This is a genomic window from Roseibium algicola (assembly GCF_001999245.1).
Classification (GTDB): Bacteria; Pseudomonadota; Alphaproteobacteria; order Rhizobiales; family Stappiaceae; genus Roseibium; species Roseibium algicola.
In genome coordinates this window covers 272,711-288,212 of sequence record NZ_CP019630.1, presented here as the reverse complement: position 1 = coordinate 288,212, position 15,502 = coordinate 272,711, and the positions used below count along the sequence as shown (strand labels likewise).

Genomic DNA, 15,502 nt, shown 5'->3' with positions numbered 1-15,502 from the left:
ACCCGGTTGTCACCGATATCGGCCCAATACATGGCGTCTTTTGTTAGGTCACTCATTGATAGTGACGAAATCAGGATCGGCGTAGAAGGTGTATTTCATATCAGGCTGCTTGCATGCAACGTAGCGAAGATCGCCATAGCAATTTTCTTCCATCTGCCCGACAAAAATTTCAATTTCTTTTCCATTCTTTTTGAGTGTTGCGGATTTAACGTCGGTCATTTCTCTATCTCCTATGCTCTTGATGTCTCTAACGTACAAATAATTTGTATGCGTGTCAATGGGGAAAATAGCAAAAACGATATTTTTTTATGCGTCCTGGCACATCAAAAGAAAGGACCGATATGCGCGAGCATATCAGTCCGTAAGTTGGGGAGGATCTGGGAGGTGTTAGCGCTGTTTGGCAGGCTCATATTTGAACGGCTTGCACATCCAGCCGGTGCGCGTCTTGTTATGGACCTGGCTCTTGAGCTGTTCAATGCAGGCCGGCTTGTCGTCGTGCACGCGCTCGATCTGAAACGCGCCGGACAACGTGACGATAATCAGGAGATATTGCATCAGGCGGTCTTCCTCTTGTTCGCATATTCACGCGGATCCGGGTATTTGTTCCACGTGCTTTTGATCAGGTCGGAAAGGTCATCCCATTGCGGGCGTGGCTTTCCATTGTGGGGATAGAGCGGGCATCTGCGCACGTCTTCCTCGTAGGCTTCCTGTCCGGTCATCGGGTTGTCCTTTCTTTCAGTTTTTGCGGCATTCGATGCGCCAAGATGGCTTCTTGTACCAGCAGCGCTTCCAGTCAAAGCACTTGGTCAGCCATTCAATTGCCTCCTGCCTACTTTTGAGGCCGTGCATTCCAATGCTTCCAATTCGCCCTTCGTCGTATTCCTCATACGCGGACCATCGTTCGTCTTTCATCTGGTGTCCTTTCAGTCCGACAAAACAGACCGCTCCGGTCTAAAGGTCCGCCGACCGGCCAAGTTCGGGAGGGGTTAGGCGACGGCCTTTTCTACGCCGCCAATCTCGGGGTAAGACCCGTATTCCGCGAAGTGATCGATGATCGTCTGGCGGTGGATGTGGCGCTCTGCTTCGAACGCCTCGCGCTCATTTTCGGGGAGGCTGTCGCGAAGCCTGTCCAAGTCGCGCTTCATCGCTTGTTCCATGCTTTCGGGTATGATCACGAGTCCTGCCATCGTTCATTCCTTTCTTTCAGTCCGACACAAAGCACCGCACGGATGCTTTCTGTGGGGCTGGCGGCAATTGCGATGTGCGCCGCCTTATGTTTGCCCGTCGCACTACATGGCCGGCTCCTGGATGTATCGTTCAAGCTATAGAAAATAGCATAATTGATATTATGACGGCCAGTCAAGAGATAAAAATATCATTTTTGATATTATTTAGGATTGGCGGAAATCGGCCAGCTTGCGCAATCATCGCGCGCCGTTTAGCATCGCACCTCTTTAGGGGGTGAACATGATTTCCAGATTTGTTCCAATTGCAGCGCTTGCCATATTGGCAGGCTGTCAGAGCGTTTCCGACGCGATGAAGTATGAAGGCACGCCGGTCATGCGCTTTGAGTACGATGGCGATAATTGGCGCATCTTTGACAAGCCGGCAGAAGGCAAGATGATGACAACGCCGTCTATCGGCAAAGGCGCGTCAGCAGGAGCGGCAAGCGGCCTTACGCTTGGTATTGCTCAAACGTTGCCGGAAGGCTTGCAGCATCAGGAAATGGCAAAAGCCTATATCGCATCGACCGGTCGCACGTGCACGATCACAGACACGCGCAAGGTGATCTATGGGCAGTATGAGCACGTTTATTCGTGTGAGAATTAATCGACGGTTCTTTCTACCGTCACTTCCTTACCGCGCGTCAGGGCAACAATCAAACCCAGGATAAGGCTTCCTGTCAGCCACGCGCTTATCATGATGCTAACGCCAATCCCGGTGCCGATAACGGCTCCGGCTTGCTCTGCTGCGTCTTGCGTATTGGTAACGGCAGATCCGCCGCCATAAACAATCAATCCGGTAAAAATCAGCATGATTGCGTTGAAGGCTAGAAACAGCCACCACATGATAGTGCCGAAGATTCCGCGCTTGCGCTTTGTGGTTCTGATAACGGTAGCCATATGTCAATCCTGACAACGTTGAATTGAATTATTTCAATCAGACAATTTGAAATATGTCCAGATACTTAGATCGGAACGCATACCATCCCGGTCTCGAATTTTGCTCCACCAGCTTCAAGCGCTGATTTTAAAGCAAGTTTTGTTGCGTTTATTGGTTCACGCGCACCGTTTTCGAAGTCAACGATGGTGCGCTTTCCAACGCCTGATTTTTCCGCAAGCTCATCACGCGACCAATCAAGGCCGGCTCTTGCTGCCTTACATTCTCTTGGTGATAGCACTTTTTTTGCCTATATCGCACTAATGATGTTGACATGCAATGTTGCACCATTTATGTATATTTCATCGCAAGACGGAAAGTCAACACGGGAAATATCAAAAATGGCATACCAGGCACAATCTCTTTCCTCGATGTTCAAAAACCCGGCGCTGCGTGCAGCTTTCGAGCGCGCAGAGCGCGACAACGGCAACGCTTATGCAATCCCTGCACCAAAGCTGCCAAAGTTGTCTGGCGGCGCTGCTGTCAAGGTATTGGAGGACGCATGATGAACCGTCGAGATTTCACACGCGGCAGTATGCTTGCCATGACTGCTGGCTTTACATCAACGCAGGCAACAGCAACGGCGTTGCAGGCACTCAAGAACCGCGCTGACGCTGCATGGTCGCAGATCATGGCTGATTATAACGCAGGCATGGAAAGCCCGGATCAAACCGCGCTCAAAGCCGTATTTGATGAAGCGATCAGCACGCCGGCTGAAGACGCCAGAGACATCGCAATCAAGGTCTACATCGGCACAATCGAGTTTGATGACCTGATGAATGAAGAAGTTTTGTTGTCCGCAGCCAAGGACGCAAAACGCCTTCTGTCTCTGCCTGAATTTGCCTAACAGGAGATACGGTATGAATGATCTGATGAAATACCTTGCAGAAAATGAACATATTAGGACAGCCGTCCATGACGGGCAGATATGGGCAGTCGCGAAGGATGTTTGCGAGGCGACTGGATATGGCAATCATGTATATATTGCCTCGCTCTTTAATGAAAAAGACAAGATGCGGTTGAAAAACAAGACGGGTAATGGTGTGCATAGTCTCACCCATTTAAGCCCTCATGCTGTTGTATTATCTGCTGCCGATGGGAAATCTGAGAAGTTCAGAAAATTCAATGAGTGGTTTTATTCGAATGGCGCACCAACTGAGGACCTGCACAAGTACCCGGAAGGCATGAGCCTTTTGATAGACGCATTTTCGGATTATGAGAGAAAGCAAAAAACGCCGGAGCAGGATCGTCGTAGACGTAAGCTTGCTGGCATTGTTGAGCCAGAAGATGCGCATGACCCCGTAAGGCGTATTAGAAATGTCATCAGCGAAGCTGGCGCGATACATGAACGGGAGCTGTTCAAAATGTTTCCGGAATTGGATGCGGAAGAAAGACGCGCCATCGTGCGAGGTGAGGTTCTGAAGGGAACAATTAACCGCTTCAAAGGGAAGGGGCCGATTGGCTTCAAAAGGCCGAATGACGTCACATGGCTCGTCTGGAAAGGCACGAGACTGAAGCGAGCAGAGAAGAGCGTTGTGGTTACTTCAGACATACAAAGAGAACTCGTCAAGAGCTTTCTAATCCGGCGCAGTCCATGCTCTGAGCGTGAGCTATCACGTGGTATGCAAGGTCTTACTGCCGAAGAACGAAACATCATTCTTTCTGATCTGGAATCTGAAAACCTGATCAAAAGAGAGAACAGGAACGAAGGTAAGAAGGGTAGACCATCAATTGTCTTGACCTGGATTGGATAGATATCAGGCACCAATATCGGACTTTTGAACCCGCCTTGAGCGGGTTTTCTTTTGCGTGATGCACATTTTTTAGGCGTATTTAATTTTTAGGCAGCGCCAAACAAAGTGGAGTTTTTCACTCAAGAAAGGGCTTCGGAGGGTATTTATTGAAAATAAAATAAAACCGAAATTTGTTATAAAAATCAATAAGATACAATATATTCAAATAATTGAATGTTCAATAAATCCAGATGAAATAACTTAATAATATCAATAACTTATAATATATATTTTATTATATTTTAGTTCTGTCTTTTTTTCGAAGGGGGTCTCTTTGATTATTGTAGGGGTAATTTTACCCTACAAAAAGCACTTTCCGCCTATTCACTATACTGAAAACAGGTCAAAACTAATCTATCAGTAATAAGTTATTGGAGATACTTATAAAATTGGAATTATTTAGTTCCTGAGTTTTTTTGCCGCCTGTTTCTGTGATCAATCACGCTCAATCAATCAATTTCTGTGATGTATTAAATATCGTATTTGATACAGTCGAGCCGTTGCATCCAAAATGCCGTTTATGCTATATTCACCAAATTGAATGATTTGGAGGGTGTGGCGGGATGAACCGTATCCCAGATGACATAGTCGAGCGTCTTCTCGCAGTCGGTCCAGTTGAATGGGGTGAGACTGCAACGCAATCAGATGAAGAGCATATCAATCAGTTCAGAAACACGCTCAACCTGACGCGAGATAATTTCGACCTTCCAGATGAGACAGCACTACAAGGCGTTTACCTGGAAGGATCTGAAACGATCATCTGCCACACGGGGCCAAGTCCGAACTCAGCCGCGCACGCTCGTATAATTGTAGCGACATGGAACCATCTTCTTGAGCTTGCGAAGGCGCAGCTTGCGGCAGAAGCAAAGCCATGACCCGCACGCTCGCCGTCCTTCTCGCTCTCACCTCGCCAGCAATGGCCAGCAACGAACGCCCGCCAAGCACGAACGAAACCACGTGCCTGTCACCGGCTGAGCTGGCGCAGTTTCTCAGAACTGCTCGGCTGCAACATGAATGGGTAGCTGAGCACGTGATTGTGCGTGTGAAGGCGAAGCAAGGCGACGTGCTTTGGATACGCAACAAGGCCGGCGCTTATTGCCGGTCAGGTCAGGAGGTTTGAGTGGCGAAGATGTGCAGACCGTTGTTCGGTTCAGATAAAGAAATTCGACCAGGTTCGGTTCATGTATACGTCACAGGCGGCGAGCATTTCTTTGGTGGCTTGTGGGATAGTCGCAGAGATGCCGACATATTTCTTGATAGCTGCGGGTTGGGTGGACGCAAAGAAACTTACCGCATCAACGTCAAGCCAAAGGCGGTGGAATGAAGCAGCCCGCCAATCTCACCTTTCGCGTTGCGCTGTTTCGCTGTCCATCGACAGGCAAGCACATCTGTCAAGGCATGTATCGCGATATCTGCACGCAAGGCAACACGCGAGACGAGGCAATAACCCGCTGGCAGATCGCTTGCAGGGCCGAGATTGAAGCGGTGCCGACGATCATTCCCAAGGATACCCCGCCAGGCGTTCGGCTGATGGCGGAAGTGCTGCACAAGGCAGAGTTTGCAACGTTGGAGGTGATGGTTTGACTTGGTTCCTCATTGCATGGGCGATTGTTGCCATGTTTACGGCCGGGCATGCGATTGTTCAAAAGAAAATGAACGACATCCTCGGCGTCGTCATTGCGTGCGTCATGTCTTTTCTCGTTTGGCCGATGTATTGGGGCCAGTATGCAGCGAGGCGCTGGAAATGATCATCAAGCTTGAAATGATTGGTGATGTGCAAGATCAGAACAAGATCATGGATGCAATCACCGACACGCTCAGGAAGTCTTCTGCTGAAAGTCTTCGAATTGACTTCACAGCTGTTGGGTCAATCGCAAAGGCGGAAATCTCAACTGAGACTTATGAAATTGTGCGCGGGGAAAAGTCATGATCATCGGACTTGCCGGCCGCATTGGATGCGGAAAATCAACCGTTGCCGAGTACTTGGAAAGCAAGAACGGCTTCAAGCGCCATCGCATGGCTGATCCGCTCAAGAACATGCTGCGGACCTTGGGGCTGTCCGATCTGCATATTGAAGGCAATCTGAAGCAAGTTCCAACGTCGCTGCTCGGCGGCAAGACGCCACGCTTTGCCATGCAGACGCTCGGCACGGAATGGGGTCGTGAAATGATCTCTCCTGACATCTGGACGAACGCTTGGAAGGAAAACCTTCCGGCTGGTGATGTCGTTTGCGAGGACGTGCGCTTTTCGAATGAGGCAGACGCGGTGCGCTCAGTCGGCGGAATTGTGGTGCGAATCCTGCGCGGCGAGGACGATGAGGCAATCTTGCATCCGTCTGAGCTGATGGATTTCAAGGCGGATTTCATCGTCGTTAATCACGATACGATTGATAATTTGTGCGCCCAAGTGATGAGCTTCATTGATCATGTGCAGAGCGGTGCGCATACCGAGACGTTCGGGAGTTTGCGGGCTTGAACAGCGCTCCATACACGCCAGCAGACCGCGCCCGATGGCTCGCCCAATCGCAGGCCAAGAAACGCCGCGTTGAACCATACCGCGCGCCATCCCTGCCGCTTCACATGCTGCGATGGGTAGCAGTGCGCACCAGACCAAAGATGGAAGCGCGCGCCATCGAGGATCTGCTAGAGCTGAACATTCGCGCATATTGCCCGCATGGCCTGTATGAACGCAGGGTTGGCAAGGCGCGGCGCAGGGAGGACTTCACGCGGCCGCTGTTCACGTCCTACGTTCTGGCCGGCCTTGATCCAGCAGAGCCACCATTAGGCGTTGTCGTCGGGCTTGACAGCGTTGTTGCGATTGTCAGCATCGATCAGGAGCAACCGGCCTGGGTGAGCTGGTCGCATGTGGAACGGATTTTCCTCGCACGTTTTCATCTCGTGCTTGCCGTCGGTTTCGACGCACTGAAGGCACCAAGGACAGGTGCGCGTCATGCCCCAGCGCTTAAGCCTGCGGTCATGCAGTTTGCTGCTTGTCCAGTCGTGTAGGCGTTTCACCAGATCCATGACGGGCCTTTCAAGTCTGATTAATCGGGACGCTTGCACCACGGCGAATTCTCGCCAGCGCGTGGGATCATTTCGCGGATCTCGGCAGCCCATTCCGGGTCATCTTTTTCGGCCGCATCTGCGTAGGCCTCCAGGGCTGCTGCCGCGTATTTATCCTTGAGACGGATCACCATGAATTCCGCTTCGGTGCCGACAAGGCCGCGATCCAAAATTCCGTTCTCTTCGAGCAGTTCCAGCGCGTCGGCGATGTCCTTGTTGACCTTCTGAAACGGGTCACTCGGATCAATGAAATCGGTTAGTTTGCGCAGCTTGATCAGCGCATACTTGCCGTAGCCACCTTCGTTGATATTGCGGTCCATTTTCATAGTTAGGGGCCTTTCTTCACACAGCTTCCCAGAACGCCGGATTGGTCAGTTCTGCATAGATTTCAGGCTCAAAGCTGATCGCATTGTGTTTGTTGAAGCGGCCAGAGCGCTCGTCGCGGCCAAAGTGCACCATTTCGCGGTTTTCCGCGCTGATCTGCACATGAGCAGGCCAGGGCTTAGGTGATGTGCGATAGCGGCCAACGAAGCCATAAACACTGACGCCGTACTTGTTACGAACGGCTTTCAATTCACCAAACTTCTCAGACTGCACAACGCCGACGTCATAGCCGTATTCGGTCTTGCCGTTTGCGGAAAAAGTTGCGGGGTCGAACAACATTTTGGCTCTCCGGTGCTTGAGTGTGAGAAATCATTAACATGCATATCCAAATTATTCAAGAAACATTGACATGCATTTTTAAAAATTGTAGAAACATGACACGGTTTGCCGTAAACAGGTTTCATGAATGATCGCGCACCAATGAAAATCGCCTACATCCGCCCGCTGAAACGGCTGTCCGCTGAGACGCAGAAAGCCGCGGCCATCCGAGAGGGCTACAGCCCGGATCGATGGATCATCGAAGGGCGTGGCGGAATGGGTATCAAAGACCTGATCGGCACCACGGAAGAAGGCGCGCCGCCTATACTCCGCAAGGGCTATTGGCTCGGCGTTTACCGATACGAGCTTGTCGCAGACCGGAAGCGGAAGAAGGGCGACCGAGCGCCGCGTGAGACGCTGAACGAAGTCACGGACGCACTGCGCAAAATCGGCGTGGTTGTTCAGGAATTTGAGACTGGCCGGAACTGCAAGAGCGGTGATGACATGCTGGACATGTACAAGGATGCAATCAGCGCCCTTGCCGGTGATAAGCGCCAGCAGGCAGGTCCAGGACGCCCGAAAGAGCACAATTATTCAGACGCAGATTGTCAGCTTATCCAAGCCGCGTGGCATGGGTCTGAGGTTAGAAACCCGGCAGGCCGCACAGCTTCAGTGCGGGCGCTTCTCGGGGAAGATGGCAATCCGCGTTTTCCGAAGTTCAAACAATCGACCTGGTACAGCCTTCGGGAACATGGCCGGGTGAAATAGAGGAGCGGAGGATGCGATACAGCGCGCGTTTCACGAACCTGCCGGGCAGACTGCGCAACGGTTCTGAACTCATCAGTCTAGGCGGAAACATTGAAATTGGTGAGGCTTTGGCCATCTCTGGAACCATGCGAGATGCAGCCCTGAAAATAGAGGCGCTTGAGCGCGAACTGGAAAACGCTCAATCGAAAACCAACCGTGACTCATAAGGAGCCGAGGCCGTGGTTTATGACCCGGATGAAGAGCAGGAAGCTGCGTATCGTCTGTGTGCCGGGCTCTACGGGGAATGCCTCTGCCAATCGCGTCGAGATCGTCCCTGTGACTGGATGACTAATGAAGTCATGAACGGAACGACAGTGGCGGACGCTGAGCGAGAAATGAGTGTCTGTCGAGACGTGATGAACGAAGAGCCATGGTGAAACGAAGGAGTTGCAGTCGTGAAAAGCATCTGGAACCCAAACAGGTTTTTGCGTTCGGTGAAGCCTTGGTATTGGGGCAATGCTCAGCCAACAAAGACACAAGCGCGCGTTTGGCAGGCAAGGCTTTTCAAGCCGTGGCCCAAACAACGAAAGATCAAGCCGCGCGCATTTTTTATTCCGCGTTCTTCGGGAATGATGCGGAGTCAATAAAGGAGCGGACGCGTGAAATACGGCAAAGTCTACGTCTCAACAGGCTTCAAGCAGAAGTCGTCGGGCGGGTTCTGGCATCTGCTCTTTGCCCTGCATCGCCGCTGGCGTCTTGCCTTTGTCAGACCGGATGGCAAGCCGGAATATCGCAGGCTCTACGTTGGGCCTTTGGAAATTGAATGGTCGAACTGAGGAGCGGACGCATGGCGGGTGTGCCTCGTGCAAGAGAAGGTCAGATCAAAGCTCAATGGGGTAAGCTTGCCGACAGCAATCCTGATCTTTGTTATGTGTGGGGGAAAGGCACGTCTCGTGCTGATGCTCGCTTGCTCCACAACACCTTGTCCTTGAAACCATACATACCGCTGACCAAAGAGTTCGGCCCGAGCTTCCTGGAAGAGTTAGAGGCTCGCGGTTACGACATCACAACGCTGAAAATCAGCATTGAAAAGAAACGTGACTCATAAGGAGCGGAGGCCATGAGCGAGAAGTGTGCAAAGCCCGGATGCGGAGCGCTGAAGCTTGTCGGTAAACCATGTTCCGATTTCGACTGCCCGCAGCATTGGCTTGCCAACATGGAAGCGCTCGTAAAGGCAGGCTGGACACCTCCACAAGATGGGGAAATGCGGAAATTCTACGAAAAGTGAAGGAGCCGAGTTGAGGGAAAGTAGAGGGCACGATCAGGCGGGGTCTGCGTTATGCGGGCTTCGTGAGGTGCGAATGACGCGGGGCCTGATCACTGTAACAAGGAAGGAGCGGATACCGTGGGAAAGCTGATGAAAGCCGCCGCCGACCGGATGCGGGAAGACATTGACCGGATGTTCACGCAGGCTCTTTATGGAACTACGGTTGCTGAGCCGCAGGAACAAGAGCCGTTTACGCTCGACAAGCTCAATCGGATCATAGATGACCTTACCCGTGGTCTGCCGCCCGCGCCGCCGAAAATTCAATTCGCGCCGGACTACATCTTCCCGCAAGATCACTATGCAGACGGCGTCGCAATCATCCCGCACCACCCACTGCATCGGAAGGTGTCGAAGTTCCTGGACCCGGAAGCTGACACGGCTACTGTCATGCGCGACGGCGCGATGACACGGCCAGACGGAACGTGCTTCCAGTTTGAGGATACGGTCTACGTGCCGAATTCATTCAGAAACAAGTTCGAGAAATAACGGAGCCGAGGCCGTGTCGAGCCAAGACGAAAAGAGCGAGTTCCTGGACGCTTTCTATATGGAGCATGGGCCTTGCTGCGCTGGCTGCGATTGGTGGCGGTTCATTGATAGCCATACCGGGGAATGCACGCGCAACGCTCCGGTTTCTGGGACGGAGCGTATCGGCATGTTGGGGATTGAAAGTTGCTCTCTGAGCATACCGGCAGGCCATATCATGACGCCGAAGGACTATCACTGCGGCGACTTCAAAGACGAATTTGACTGGTCGACGCTATCGCTTTCCTACCGGGTGCGGATCAAGGATCGGTCGCTCGGCTTGGAAATCAAAGACGTGTGAACAAGGGAGCCGAGACGATGGCATGGGACTTTCAGCAACTTGTAAAAGCGGACCCGCATGTTGAAGAGGCTGTCGAAGCCCTGGGTAACATTGGTCCAACTGCAAACCCTGATCACAAGCAGGTCAAGGGCTATTACGTAGACCCAGAAGATGGCGGTGGATGCAGCGTCTACTACTCTGCCGATGATCTAAAACGCATAGCGACCGGTGCGGTTCAAATCGCACATTTTCTTGAAAGTCGGGCGCTCAGTTCGAAAAATGACGGATAAACTGAGGAGCCGAGACGATGGCAGACAGGTATCAGGTGCGAAATTGCTCAGTATCAGCGCATTGTTGTTTTGAGGCGACTGTTGTCGATACTCACATACCGGAATTAAACGGTGATGGGAAGCACATGGATCTTGGCCACGATTACGGTCCTGAATACCGATCTATTTGCGAGACGTTCAGCGTCGAGGATGCTGAGATAGTAGCTTCAGCGCTGAATTTATTGGCAGAGCACAAAGAACTCGACAAATGAAGATCCACCCCGTGAACCGCTACAACTGGACGCTATGGTACTTCTCGTTTGCTGTTCTGGTAGGGGTTGGGTTGTGGGTGTTTGGTTCACTTGAACCATGGAACACTTCATTTTAAGAAGCTAAGTCTTTGAAATTGTTGGTCGGGCAGGCCGGATTTGAACCGACGACCCCTTCACCCCCAGTGAAGTGCGCTACCAGGCTGCGCTACTGCCCGAACGGACCCTACCTAGCTTGTTCGCATGCCAAGCGCAAGCAGGTTGTTGCGCTTCTTTGGAGGCTTTTCCAGACATCTGTTACTTGCGGTAGGGGAAGGCGGGAACCGGTCGTGCAGGGCAGCCATGCCCGAGCTTTTCAGCGGCAATCAGGCCCCAGGCCAGACCGTACAGCATATACATGTGCCGCCAGTGGTCGGTGTCGATGATCACCGACAGGATAAGATGCGCGGTAAACACCGCGAAGACGGATTGGGTAAAGGCGGTCCACGGGCGGGCTTTGAACAGGAGCGGCACCAGCGCGCAGAACGTCCATAGCGCCATCAGAATGTAGATCGAGCCGCCGAGCCAGCCGTAGGTCGTGTAGCCTTTCAGATAAACGTTGTGTTCGTCTTCAGGGAAATACTTGTTGAACTCCAGCGGGCCGAGCCCGAGCGGGTGTTCCATCACCAGCTGAAAGCCGAGCGAGTAGCGGGCGAAACGGCCAAGGCGGGCGCCGTCGTAGGCTTGTACGAGCTTTGCCCGTTCTGCGAACATGTCGGCGACCGTATCGACCGAAAGTGCCGCGCCGATCAGCGCGAAGACCGCAAGAATGCCGATTACGCCGAGCAGCACCAGGCGCGCCCGGCGGGCAGCGGCCTTTTCGGTGACGAGCGCCAGGAAATAGACCAGCAGCACCGATGCAGACAGCACACCCCAGGCGCCACGTGAAAAACTCAGGAAGACACCGAGCAGCAGGATGGCAAGCGGTACCAATAGGTGCAGGTTACGCAGCACCGATTGCCGGAGCAGCTTCTGGATCAGAAGCACCGTCGGCAGCACAAGGAACGGACCGAACACGTTGGGGTCCTGGAAAGTGCCACGAGCTCGATCGTAGAGCGTGAAATAGGACGCGCCGGGGAAAAGCTGAAAGTAACCGGCAACGCCTATGGCAGCCACAAGCACGGCGCTTGCGATATAGCCGCTCTGGATGACCCTGAACCTGCCGGGGTCTTCCGCGATAATCGCAGCATAGAAGATTGCAGTGATTGCCAGAAAGCCGGAAACGGCGATGTACATGATGGCATCGCCCATCTCCTTGGCCATGGGAATGGAAGCGACGCCGCCTGCAATGTAAAGCATCAGGCAGATGATCAGCGGACCGAATTCACGGCGAAGTTTCAGGCCGCAGGCAAGCCAGACGACCGAAAGCAGTGCCATGTAGAGTTCGTAAGGTGCAGGCTCCTCGATAACGAACCCGGACAGAAAGGCTGCAAGCCACAGTGCGCCGTTGCCCAGGCTCCTGGCCTGAAGACCGATAGGCGCGCGTGCATGAGGCGTGCCGCCAAAATGGTCGGTCGCAAGGCTCAATAGGCGTTCTCCGTATTGAGCAACCGGAAGGGCGTCTGGATCAGGATTTTCAGGTCGAACAGGATCGACCAGTTCTCGATGTAGTAGACATCGCACTCCACGCGCTTCTGGATCTTTTCCGGTGTATCGACTTCACCGCGCCAGCCGTTGATCTGCGCATAGCCGGTCACGCCCGGCTTGACCTTGTGCCGAGCGAAGTAACCGTCAACGACGTCGTCCCAGGTCTTGTTGTTGGTATGGGCGTTGACAGCATGCGGGCGGGGCCCGACGAGTGACAGGCTGCCGCCGAGAACGTTGAAAAGCTGCGGTAACTCATCGATCGAAGTCTTGCGGATGAAGCGTCCGACCCTGGTCACGCGGGGATCGCCCTTGGTCACCACCTTCTTGGCGTCCGGATCGGCCATTTCCGTGTACATGGACCGGAATTTCAGAACTTCGATGATCTCGTTGTTGAAGCCGTAGCGTTTCTGCCTGAACAGGATCGGCCCCTTGCTGTCCAGCTTCACGGCGATGGCAGCGGCGATCATGACCGGCAGCAGCGTGATGATGGCGAGCGAAGCGAAGACAAGATCAAAGATCCGCTTGGCCACCATGTCCCAATCGGCTATCGGCTTTTCGACCACGTCGACAAATGGGACCGTACCGATGAAGCTCGATCCGCGGTTACGAAAGCGAACCTTGTCGGTGTGGGCAGAAAGCCGGATGTCGACCGGCAGAACCCAGAGTTTTTTCAAAAGCTCCAGCACCCTTTGCTCTGCGCGCAAGGGAATGCACACAATGAGCATGTCGATGCGTGCCAGACGGGCGAATTCGACCAGCGCGCTGATGTTGCCGAGCTTCGGATAGCCGGCTACCACTGGCGGCGAACGTTCGTTGTTCCGGTCATCGAAGATACCGCAAATGCGGATGTCGTTGTCCGGTTGGGCTTCCAGGTCGTGGATCAGTTCCTGGGCGGCCGTGCCGCCGCCGACGATGATCGCGCGCCGTTCCAGGCGACCGGACTTCATCCAGTGACGCACCAGCCGATAGACAATGAAGCGTGACAGGCAAAGGCCGGTCAGGCTTATCGCGAACCAGGCGCCGATCCAGGCATCTGACAGTTCCGTGCCGATGCCTGTTGTAGTGCGCAGAAGCGCGAACATGGCGAACACGAGCGTCCAGCCGGCGGCAACGCGTCCGATCTGCGACAGACCCTGGCGCATGACCGGAACCTGATAGACGTCTGCGGCCTGGAAAAAGGCGAGCGCAAACAGGATGGCGGCGCCAGTGACAAACAGGTTGCCAAGTCCGAAACCAGCCGCTTCGGGACTGGTAAAGACTGCGAACAGGGCCGTGCCAGCGATCAGAAGTACATCCGTGAGACGCACCATACCGGTGAGAACGGTAACGGAAACGCCTTTGCCGCCTAAGCCTTGAGCAATTTCAAAGGCGTCGGCCGAAAGGCTGGTGTTGGCGGCGGACAGAACCTCGACGTTGCTTTGGCCCGTCGCGCCATGAACGGTATGTCTGAAATGCTTTTCCAATCTGTGCCCCAAAGCGGATGTCCCGCCCGCAACAGGCTTCGGTTCGACCGCACCAGAGGGTTTAAAAACTGGGGTATTCATTATCGGTTGCTCGATCTGGCAAGAACAGTCTGCGCACGCGGCACGGCTGAAACACTATCAGCTTGGGCCGGTGTCGAGCTATCGGTCGGGGCGATGCCCTGGATTTCCTGGTAGAGGGTGGTGATTCTGTCGTTCATGAGGTCGACCGAGAAAGTCTCTGCAAGGCAGCTGCGCAGGTTTTTTGCCTGCTGAGCCATCTTGGCGGGATCTGCGAGTGCTTCTTCCATGGCCGTGGTCAGTTTGCCGATATGGCCTGGTTCCACCAGCCGATTGGCATAACGGCCAAATATTTCCGGAATGCCGCCGACGCGTGTTGCAATCAGCGGACGTTCTGCCGCCACGGTCTCCAGGATGATATAGGGCATGGCTTCGGCGCGTGATGGAACAACGACGTTCCTGGCAAGCTTGAAGGCTTCACGAGCGGGAAGGGCACCATGGAACGTGATTGCGCGGTCAAGCCCCAGCTTCCTCACCATGTTACGATACCGCTCTTCGTCCGGGCCTTCACCAACGATGTGAGCCTTGGGCGCGGTGCCGTTCTTCAGGCGAATGTTGTAAAGCGCTTCAATGAAAAGGTCCGGTCCCTTCAGGTCTCGCAGCATTCCGATATAAAGGAAATCGGCGGCTGCTTCATCCACCGGAACGGGGGTGAATTCGTCCGGTGTCAGCCCGTTGTAGACAATGCGCGATCGGGCTTTCGTGTGACCGACCTTGCTTTCGTAGGCTGCGGCTTCATAGTCGGACACAAAGATCAGCCCGTCGGTCAGGCGGCCAAGAAGCCGTTCCAGCGTGTGGTAGACCCGGCCTTCGAAGCGATTGGGATCATAGTGCAGGCTGCCGCCATGAGGGCAATAGACGCGGGCGGCTTTCTGGCCGCGCAGGCGTAGAACGCTGCCAATCAGGCGCGCATAGGCGCCACCTTTTGCCCCGTGTCCATGCAGGATGTCGGGTTTCAGGTCCCGGATGTGCTTGTAAAGGGAAACAGTTGCCGTCAGATCCTGTACGGTCAGCTGACGTTGCATGGGAAAGCGTGCAATACCAAGAGCTAGCCTCGGCTTCAGCTCTTCAAGAAGCCGATTGTCGAAAGCACTGCCCGTGTTGCTGTCACATACGAGGCCGACATCGTGTCCCGCTTCCGACTGGCACATGGCCAGATCCCGGATATGGCGGAAAATGCCGCCAATGGGCGAGCGCACGCAATGCACGATCCGCATGGGGGTCGTTGTCATGATGCAGTATCCCTGTTGCTACCCCCAGGTTT

General features: G+C 53.7%; 32 protein-coding genes and 1 tRNA gene. 21 read left to right on the top strand and 12 right to left on the bottom strand.

Going from position 1 to position 15,502, the window contains the following annotated elements; all coding sequences use genetic code 11:
* Positions 1 to 48: 48 nt before the first annotated feature.
* The 4 genes from B0E33_RS30790 to B0E33_RS01365 form a co-directional block, all read right to left on the bottom strand.
* A complete protein-coding gene (locus B0E33_RS30790; protein WP_156912312.1) occupies positions 49 to 219 on the bottom strand; it encodes a hypothetical protein in 171 nt (56 codons plus the stop codon).
* Positions 220 to 387: 168 nt separating this feature from the next.
* On the bottom strand, positions 388 to 555 hold the full coding sequence (locus B0E33_RS30785; protein ID WP_156912311.1) for a hypothetical protein: 168 nt from the start codon (positions 553 to 555) through the stop codon (positions 388 to 390).
* On the bottom strand, positions 555 to 719 hold the full coding sequence (locus tag B0E33_RS30780; RefSeq protein WP_156912310.1) for a hypothetical protein: 165 nt from the start codon (positions 717 to 719) through the stop codon (positions 555 to 557). Before B0E33_RS30780 ends, B0E33_RS30785 begins: the two co-directional genes overlap by 1 nt.
* 267 nt (positions 720 to 986) lie before the next feature.
* Positions 987 to 1,187, bottom strand: a complete 201-nt coding sequence (locus B0E33_RS01365) for a hypothetical protein (RefSeq protein ID WP_077290190.1) — start codon at positions 1,185 to 1,187, stop codon at positions 987 to 989.
* A gap of 280 nt (positions 1,188 to 1,467) precedes the next feature.
* Between B0E33_RS01365 and B0E33_RS01360 the strand changes: the two genes are divergently transcribed.
* On the top strand, positions 1,468 to 1,830 hold the full coding sequence (locus B0E33_RS01360) for a hypothetical protein (RefSeq protein WP_077290189.1): 363 nt from the start codon (positions 1,468 to 1,470) through the stop codon (positions 1,828 to 1,830).
* On the opposite strand, the gene B0E33_RS01355 is transcribed toward B0E33_RS01360, so the two are convergent.
* Positions 1,827 to 2,123: a hypothetical protein gene (locus B0E33_RS01355; protein ID WP_077290188.1), complete on the bottom strand. Its 297-nt coding sequence runs from the start codon at positions 2,121 to 2,123 to the stop codon at positions 1,827 to 1,829. The genes B0E33_RS01360 and B0E33_RS01355 overlap by 4 nt on opposite strands.
* Positions 2,124 to 2,188: 65 nt before the next feature.
* Positions 2,189 to 2,401, bottom strand: coding sequence for a helix-turn-helix domain-containing protein (locus tag B0E33_RS01350; protein WP_077290187.1), 213 nt, complete (start codon positions 2,399 to 2,401; stop codon positions 2,189 to 2,191).
* Here B0E33_RS01350 and B0E33_RS31070 point away from each other — a divergent pair.
* The 11 genes from B0E33_RS31070 (at position 2,307) to nusG (ending at position 6,958) form a co-directional block, all read left to right on the top strand.
* Entirely contained in the window at positions 2,307 to 2,666 is a 360-nt protein-coding gene (locus B0E33_RS31070) for a hypothetical protein (protein ID WP_167579467.1), read from the top strand. The genes B0E33_RS01350 and B0E33_RS31070 overlap by 95 nt on opposite strands.
* Positions 2,663 to 3,007 (top strand): hypothetical protein, encoded by a 345-nt coding sequence (locus tag B0E33_RS01345; protein WP_156912309.1) that lies wholly within the window; start codon positions 2,663 to 2,665, stop codon positions 3,005 to 3,007. The genes B0E33_RS31070 and B0E33_RS01345 overlap by 4 nt, the downstream gene beginning before the upstream one ends.
* 13 nt (positions 3,008 to 3,020) lie before the next feature.
* The gene (locus tag B0E33_RS01340; RefSeq protein ID WP_077290185.1) at positions 3,021 to 3,914 is read left to right on the top strand and encodes a BRO family protein; all 894 of its coding nucleotides are present in this window, start codon (positions 3,021 to 3,023) and stop codon (positions 3,912 to 3,914) included.
* A gap of 602 nt (positions 3,915 to 4,516) precedes the next feature.
* The gene (locus B0E33_RS01335) at positions 4,517 to 4,828 is read left to right on the top strand and encodes a hypothetical protein (RefSeq protein ID WP_077290184.1); all 312 of its coding nucleotides are present in this window, start codon (positions 4,517 to 4,519) and stop codon (positions 4,826 to 4,828) included.
* Positions 4,825 to 5,073 carry a hypothetical protein gene (locus B0E33_RS01330; protein ID WP_077290183.1) on the top strand — a complete coding sequence of 83 codons (249 nt, stop codon included), beginning with the start codon at positions 4,825 to 4,827 and terminating at the stop codon, positions 5,071 to 5,073. The genes B0E33_RS01335 and B0E33_RS01330 overlap by 4 nt, the downstream gene beginning before the upstream one ends.
* Positions 5,074 to 5,277, top strand: coding sequence for a hypothetical protein (locus tag B0E33_RS30775; protein WP_156912308.1), 204 nt, complete (start codon positions 5,074 to 5,076; stop codon positions 5,275 to 5,277).
* Positions 5,274 to 5,537 (top strand): hypothetical protein, encoded by a 264-nt coding sequence (locus B0E33_RS01325; RefSeq protein WP_077290182.1) that lies wholly within the window; start codon positions 5,274 to 5,276, stop codon positions 5,535 to 5,537. Before B0E33_RS30775 ends, B0E33_RS01325 begins: the two co-directional genes overlap by 4 nt.
* Positions 5,534 to 5,701, top strand: coding sequence for a hypothetical protein (locus B0E33_RS30770; RefSeq protein WP_156912307.1), 168 nt, complete (start codon positions 5,534 to 5,536; stop codon positions 5,699 to 5,701). Before B0E33_RS01325 ends, B0E33_RS30770 begins: the two co-directional genes overlap by 4 nt.
* On the top strand, positions 5,698 to 5,883 hold the full coding sequence (locus B0E33_RS01320; RefSeq protein WP_077290181.1) for a hypothetical protein: 186 nt from the start codon (positions 5,698 to 5,700) through the stop codon (positions 5,881 to 5,883). The genes B0E33_RS30770 and B0E33_RS01320 overlap by 4 nt, the downstream gene beginning before the upstream one ends.
* Positions 5,880 to 6,428: a deoxynucleotide monophosphate kinase family protein gene (locus tag B0E33_RS01315; RefSeq protein ID WP_077290180.1), complete on the top strand. Its 549-nt coding sequence runs from the start codon at positions 5,880 to 5,882 to the stop codon at positions 6,426 to 6,428. The genes B0E33_RS01320 and B0E33_RS01315 overlap by 4 nt, the downstream gene beginning before the upstream one ends.
* On the top strand, positions 6,425 to 6,958 hold the full coding sequence (gene nusG, locus B0E33_RS01310; RefSeq protein WP_156912306.1) for a transcription termination/antitermination protein NusG: 534 nt from the start codon (positions 6,425 to 6,427) through the stop codon (positions 6,956 to 6,958). The genes B0E33_RS01315 and nusG overlap by 4 nt, the downstream gene beginning before the upstream one ends.
* 38 nt (positions 6,959 to 6,996) lie before the next feature.
* Here the strand turns inward: nusG and B0E33_RS01305 are convergent, their stop codons facing one another.
* Both B0E33_RS01305 and B0E33_RS01300 read right to left on the bottom strand, forming a co-directional pair.
* A complete protein-coding gene (locus tag B0E33_RS01305; protein WP_077290178.1) occupies positions 6,997 to 7,341 on the bottom strand; it encodes a hypothetical protein in 345 nt (114 codons plus the stop codon).
* Between the two features lie 16 nt (positions 7,342 to 7,357).
* Positions 7,358 to 7,678, bottom strand: a complete 321-nt coding sequence (locus B0E33_RS01300) for a hypothetical protein (protein ID WP_077290177.1) — start codon at positions 7,676 to 7,678, stop codon at positions 7,358 to 7,360.
* A gap of 141 nt (positions 7,679 to 7,819) precedes the next feature.
* Here B0E33_RS01300 and B0E33_RS01295 point away from each other — a divergent pair, with 141 nt between their 5' ends.
* The 9 genes from B0E33_RS01295 to B0E33_RS30755 all read left to right on the top strand — a co-directional run bounded on the left by B0E33_RS01295 (position 7,820) and on the right by B0E33_RS30755 (position 11,074).
* Positions 7,820 to 8,425, top strand: coding sequence for a hypothetical protein (locus B0E33_RS01295; RefSeq protein WP_077290176.1), 606 nt, complete (start codon positions 7,820 to 7,822; stop codon positions 8,423 to 8,425).
* Positions 8,426 to 8,436: 11 nt separating this feature from the next.
* Positions 8,437 to 8,631, top strand: a complete 195-nt coding sequence (locus tag B0E33_RS01290; RefSeq protein WP_077290175.1) for a hypothetical protein — start codon at positions 8,437 to 8,439, stop codon at positions 8,629 to 8,631.
* Positions 8,632 to 9,063: 432 nt separating this feature from the next.
* Entirely contained in the window at positions 9,064 to 9,240 is a 177-nt protein-coding gene (locus B0E33_RS30765) for a hypothetical protein (protein WP_156912305.1), read from the top strand.
* Between the two features lie 11 nt (positions 9,241 to 9,251).
* Positions 9,252 to 9,512, top strand: a complete 261-nt coding sequence (locus B0E33_RS01285) for a hypothetical protein (RefSeq protein WP_077290174.1) — start codon at positions 9,252 to 9,254, stop codon at positions 9,510 to 9,512.
* Positions 9,513 to 9,524: 12 nt separating this feature from the next.
* On the top strand, positions 9,525 to 9,692 hold the full coding sequence (locus B0E33_RS30760; RefSeq protein WP_156912304.1) for a hypothetical protein: 168 nt from the start codon (positions 9,525 to 9,527) through the stop codon (positions 9,690 to 9,692).
* Positions 9,693 to 9,821: 129 nt separating this feature from the next.
* Positions 9,822 to 10,217, top strand: coding sequence for a hypothetical protein (locus tag B0E33_RS01280; protein ID WP_077290173.1), 396 nt, complete (start codon positions 9,822 to 9,824; stop codon positions 10,215 to 10,217).
* A gap of 13 nt (positions 10,218 to 10,230) precedes the next feature.
* Positions 10,231 to 10,554 (top strand): hypothetical protein, encoded by a 324-nt coding sequence (locus B0E33_RS01275; protein ID WP_206051402.1) that lies wholly within the window; start codon positions 10,231 to 10,233, stop codon positions 10,552 to 10,554.
* Positions 10,555 to 10,571: 17 nt separating this feature from the next.
* Positions 10,572 to 10,823, top strand: coding sequence for a hypothetical protein (locus B0E33_RS01270; protein ID WP_156912303.1), 252 nt, complete (start codon positions 10,572 to 10,574; stop codon positions 10,821 to 10,823).
* A 17-nt stretch (positions 10,824 to 10,840) separates the two neighbouring features.
* On the top strand, positions 10,841 to 11,074 hold the full coding sequence (locus B0E33_RS30755) for a hypothetical protein (protein ID WP_156912302.1): 234 nt from the start codon (positions 10,841 to 10,843) through the stop codon (positions 11,072 to 11,074).
* Between the two features lie 138 nt (positions 11,075 to 11,212).
* Here B0E33_RS30755 and B0E33_RS01265 read toward each other — a convergent pair.
* From B0E33_RS01265 to B0E33_RS01250, 4 genes are all read right to left on the bottom strand, one after another.
* A tRNA-Pro gene (locus tag B0E33_RS01265) sits at positions 11,213 to 11,289 on the bottom strand.
* A 79-nt stretch (positions 11,290 to 11,368) separates the two neighbouring features.
* Positions 11,369 to 12,637, bottom strand: a complete 1,269-nt coding sequence (locus B0E33_RS01260; protein ID WP_077290171.1) for an O-antigen ligase family protein — start codon at positions 12,635 to 12,637, stop codon at positions 11,369 to 11,371.
* Positions 12,634 to 14,241 (bottom strand): undecaprenyl-phosphate glucose phosphotransferase, encoded by a 1,608-nt coding sequence (locus B0E33_RS01255; RefSeq protein WP_077290170.1) that lies wholly within the window; start codon positions 14,239 to 14,241, stop codon positions 12,634 to 12,636. The genes B0E33_RS01260 and B0E33_RS01255 overlap by 4 nt, the downstream gene beginning before the upstream one ends.
* Positions 14,241 to 15,470: a glycosyltransferase family 4 protein gene (locus B0E33_RS01250; protein ID WP_228148048.1), complete on the bottom strand. Its 1,230-nt coding sequence runs from the start codon at positions 15,468 to 15,470 to the stop codon at positions 14,241 to 14,243. Before B0E33_RS01250 ends, B0E33_RS01255 begins: the two co-directional genes overlap by 1 nt.
* Positions 15,471 to 15,502: the final 32 nt, after the last annotated feature.

Bases quoted from the DNA above. Each gene is read 5' to 3' on its own strand.
- B0E33_RS01330 (WP_077290183.1), top strand. From the start codon at position 4,825: ATGACCCGCACGCTCGCCGTCCTTCTCGCTCTCACCTCGCCAGCAATG.
- B0E33_RS30760 (WP_156912304.1), top strand. From the start codon at position 9,525: ATGAGCGAGAAGTGTGCAAAGCCCGGATGCGGAGCGCTGAAGCTTGTC.
- B0E33_RS01320 (WP_077290181.1), top strand. From the start codon at position 5,698: ATGATCATCAAGCTTGAAATGATTGGTGATGTGCAAGATCAGAACAAG.
- B0E33_RS30790 (WP_156912312.1), bottom strand. From the start codon at position 219: ATGACCGACGTTAAATCCGCAACACTCAAAAAGAATGGAAAAGAAATT.
- B0E33_RS01315 (WP_077290180.1), top strand. From the start codon at position 5,880: ATGATCATCGGACTTGCCGGCCGCATTGGATGCGGAAAATCAACCGTT.
- B0E33_RS31070 (WP_167579467.1), top strand. From the start codon at position 2,307: ATGGTGCGCTTTCCAACGCCTGATTTTTCCGCAAGCTCATCACGCGAC.
- B0E33_RS30755 (WP_156912302.1), top strand. From the start codon at position 10,841: ATGGCAGACAGGTATCAGGTGCGAAATTGCTCAGTATCAGCGCATTGT.
- B0E33_RS01270 (WP_156912303.1), top strand. From the start codon at position 10,572: ATGGCATGGGACTTTCAGCAACTTGTAAAAGCGGACCCGCATGTTGAA.
- B0E33_RS01305 (WP_077290178.1), bottom strand. From the start codon at position 7,341: ATGAAAATGGACCGCAATATCAACGAAGGTGGCTACGGCAAGTATGCG.
- B0E33_RS01335 (WP_077290184.1), top strand. From the start codon at position 4,517: ATGAACCGTATCCCAGATGACATAGTCGAGCGTCTTCTCGCAGTCGGT.
- B0E33_RS01280 (WP_077290173.1), top strand. From the start codon at position 9,822: ATGAAAGCCGCCGCCGACCGGATGCGGGAAGACATTGACCGGATGTTC.
- B0E33_RS01285 (WP_077290174.1), top strand. From the start codon at position 9,252: ATGGCGGGTGTGCCTCGTGCAAGAGAAGGTCAGATCAAAGCTCAATGG.
- B0E33_RS01295 (WP_077290176.1), top strand. From the start codon at position 7,820: ATGAAAATCGCCTACATCCGCCCGCTGAAACGGCTGTCCGCTGAGACG.
- B0E33_RS01340 (WP_077290185.1), top strand. From the start codon at position 3,021: ATGAATGATCTGATGAAATACCTTGCAGAAAATGAACATATTAGGACA.
- B0E33_RS01290 (WP_077290175.1), top strand. From the start codon at position 8,437: ATGCGATACAGCGCGCGTTTCACGAACCTGCCGGGCAGACTGCGCAAC.
- B0E33_RS01345 (WP_156912309.1), top strand. From the start codon at position 2,663: ATGATGAACCGTCGAGATTTCACACGCGGCAGTATGCTTGCCATGACT.
- B0E33_RS01325 (WP_077290182.1), top strand. From the start codon at position 5,274: ATGAAGCAGCCCGCCAATCTCACCTTTCGCGTTGCGCTGTTTCGCTGT.
- B0E33_RS01255 (WP_077290170.1), bottom strand. From the start codon at position 14,241: ATGAATACCCCAGTTTTTAAACCCTCTGGTGCGGTCGAACCGAAGCCT.
- B0E33_RS01355 (WP_077290188.1), bottom strand. From the start codon at position 2,123: ATGGCTACCGTTATCAGAACCACAAAGCGCAAGCGCGGAATCTTCGGC.
- B0E33_RS30780 (WP_156912310.1), bottom strand. From the start codon at position 719: ATGACCGGACAGGAAGCCTACGAGGAAGACGTGCGCAGATGCCCGCTC.
- B0E33_RS01360 (WP_077290189.1), top strand. From the start codon at position 1,468: ATGATTTCCAGATTTGTTCCAATTGCAGCGCTTGCCATATTGGCAGGC.
- B0E33_RS01365 (WP_077290190.1), bottom strand. From the start codon at position 1,187: ATGGCAGGACTCGTGATCATACCCGAAAGCATGGAACAAGCGATGAAG.
- B0E33_RS30785 (WP_156912311.1), bottom strand. From the start codon at position 555: ATGCAATATCTCCTGATTATCGTCACGTTGTCCGGCGCGTTTCAGATC.
- B0E33_RS01250 (WP_228148048.1), bottom strand. From the start codon at position 15,470: ATGACAACGACCCCCATGCGGATCGTGCATTGCGTGCGCTCGCCCATT.
- B0E33_RS01300 (WP_077290177.1), bottom strand. From the start codon at position 7,678: ATGTTGTTCGACCCCGCAACTTTTTCCGCAAACGGCAAGACCGAATAC.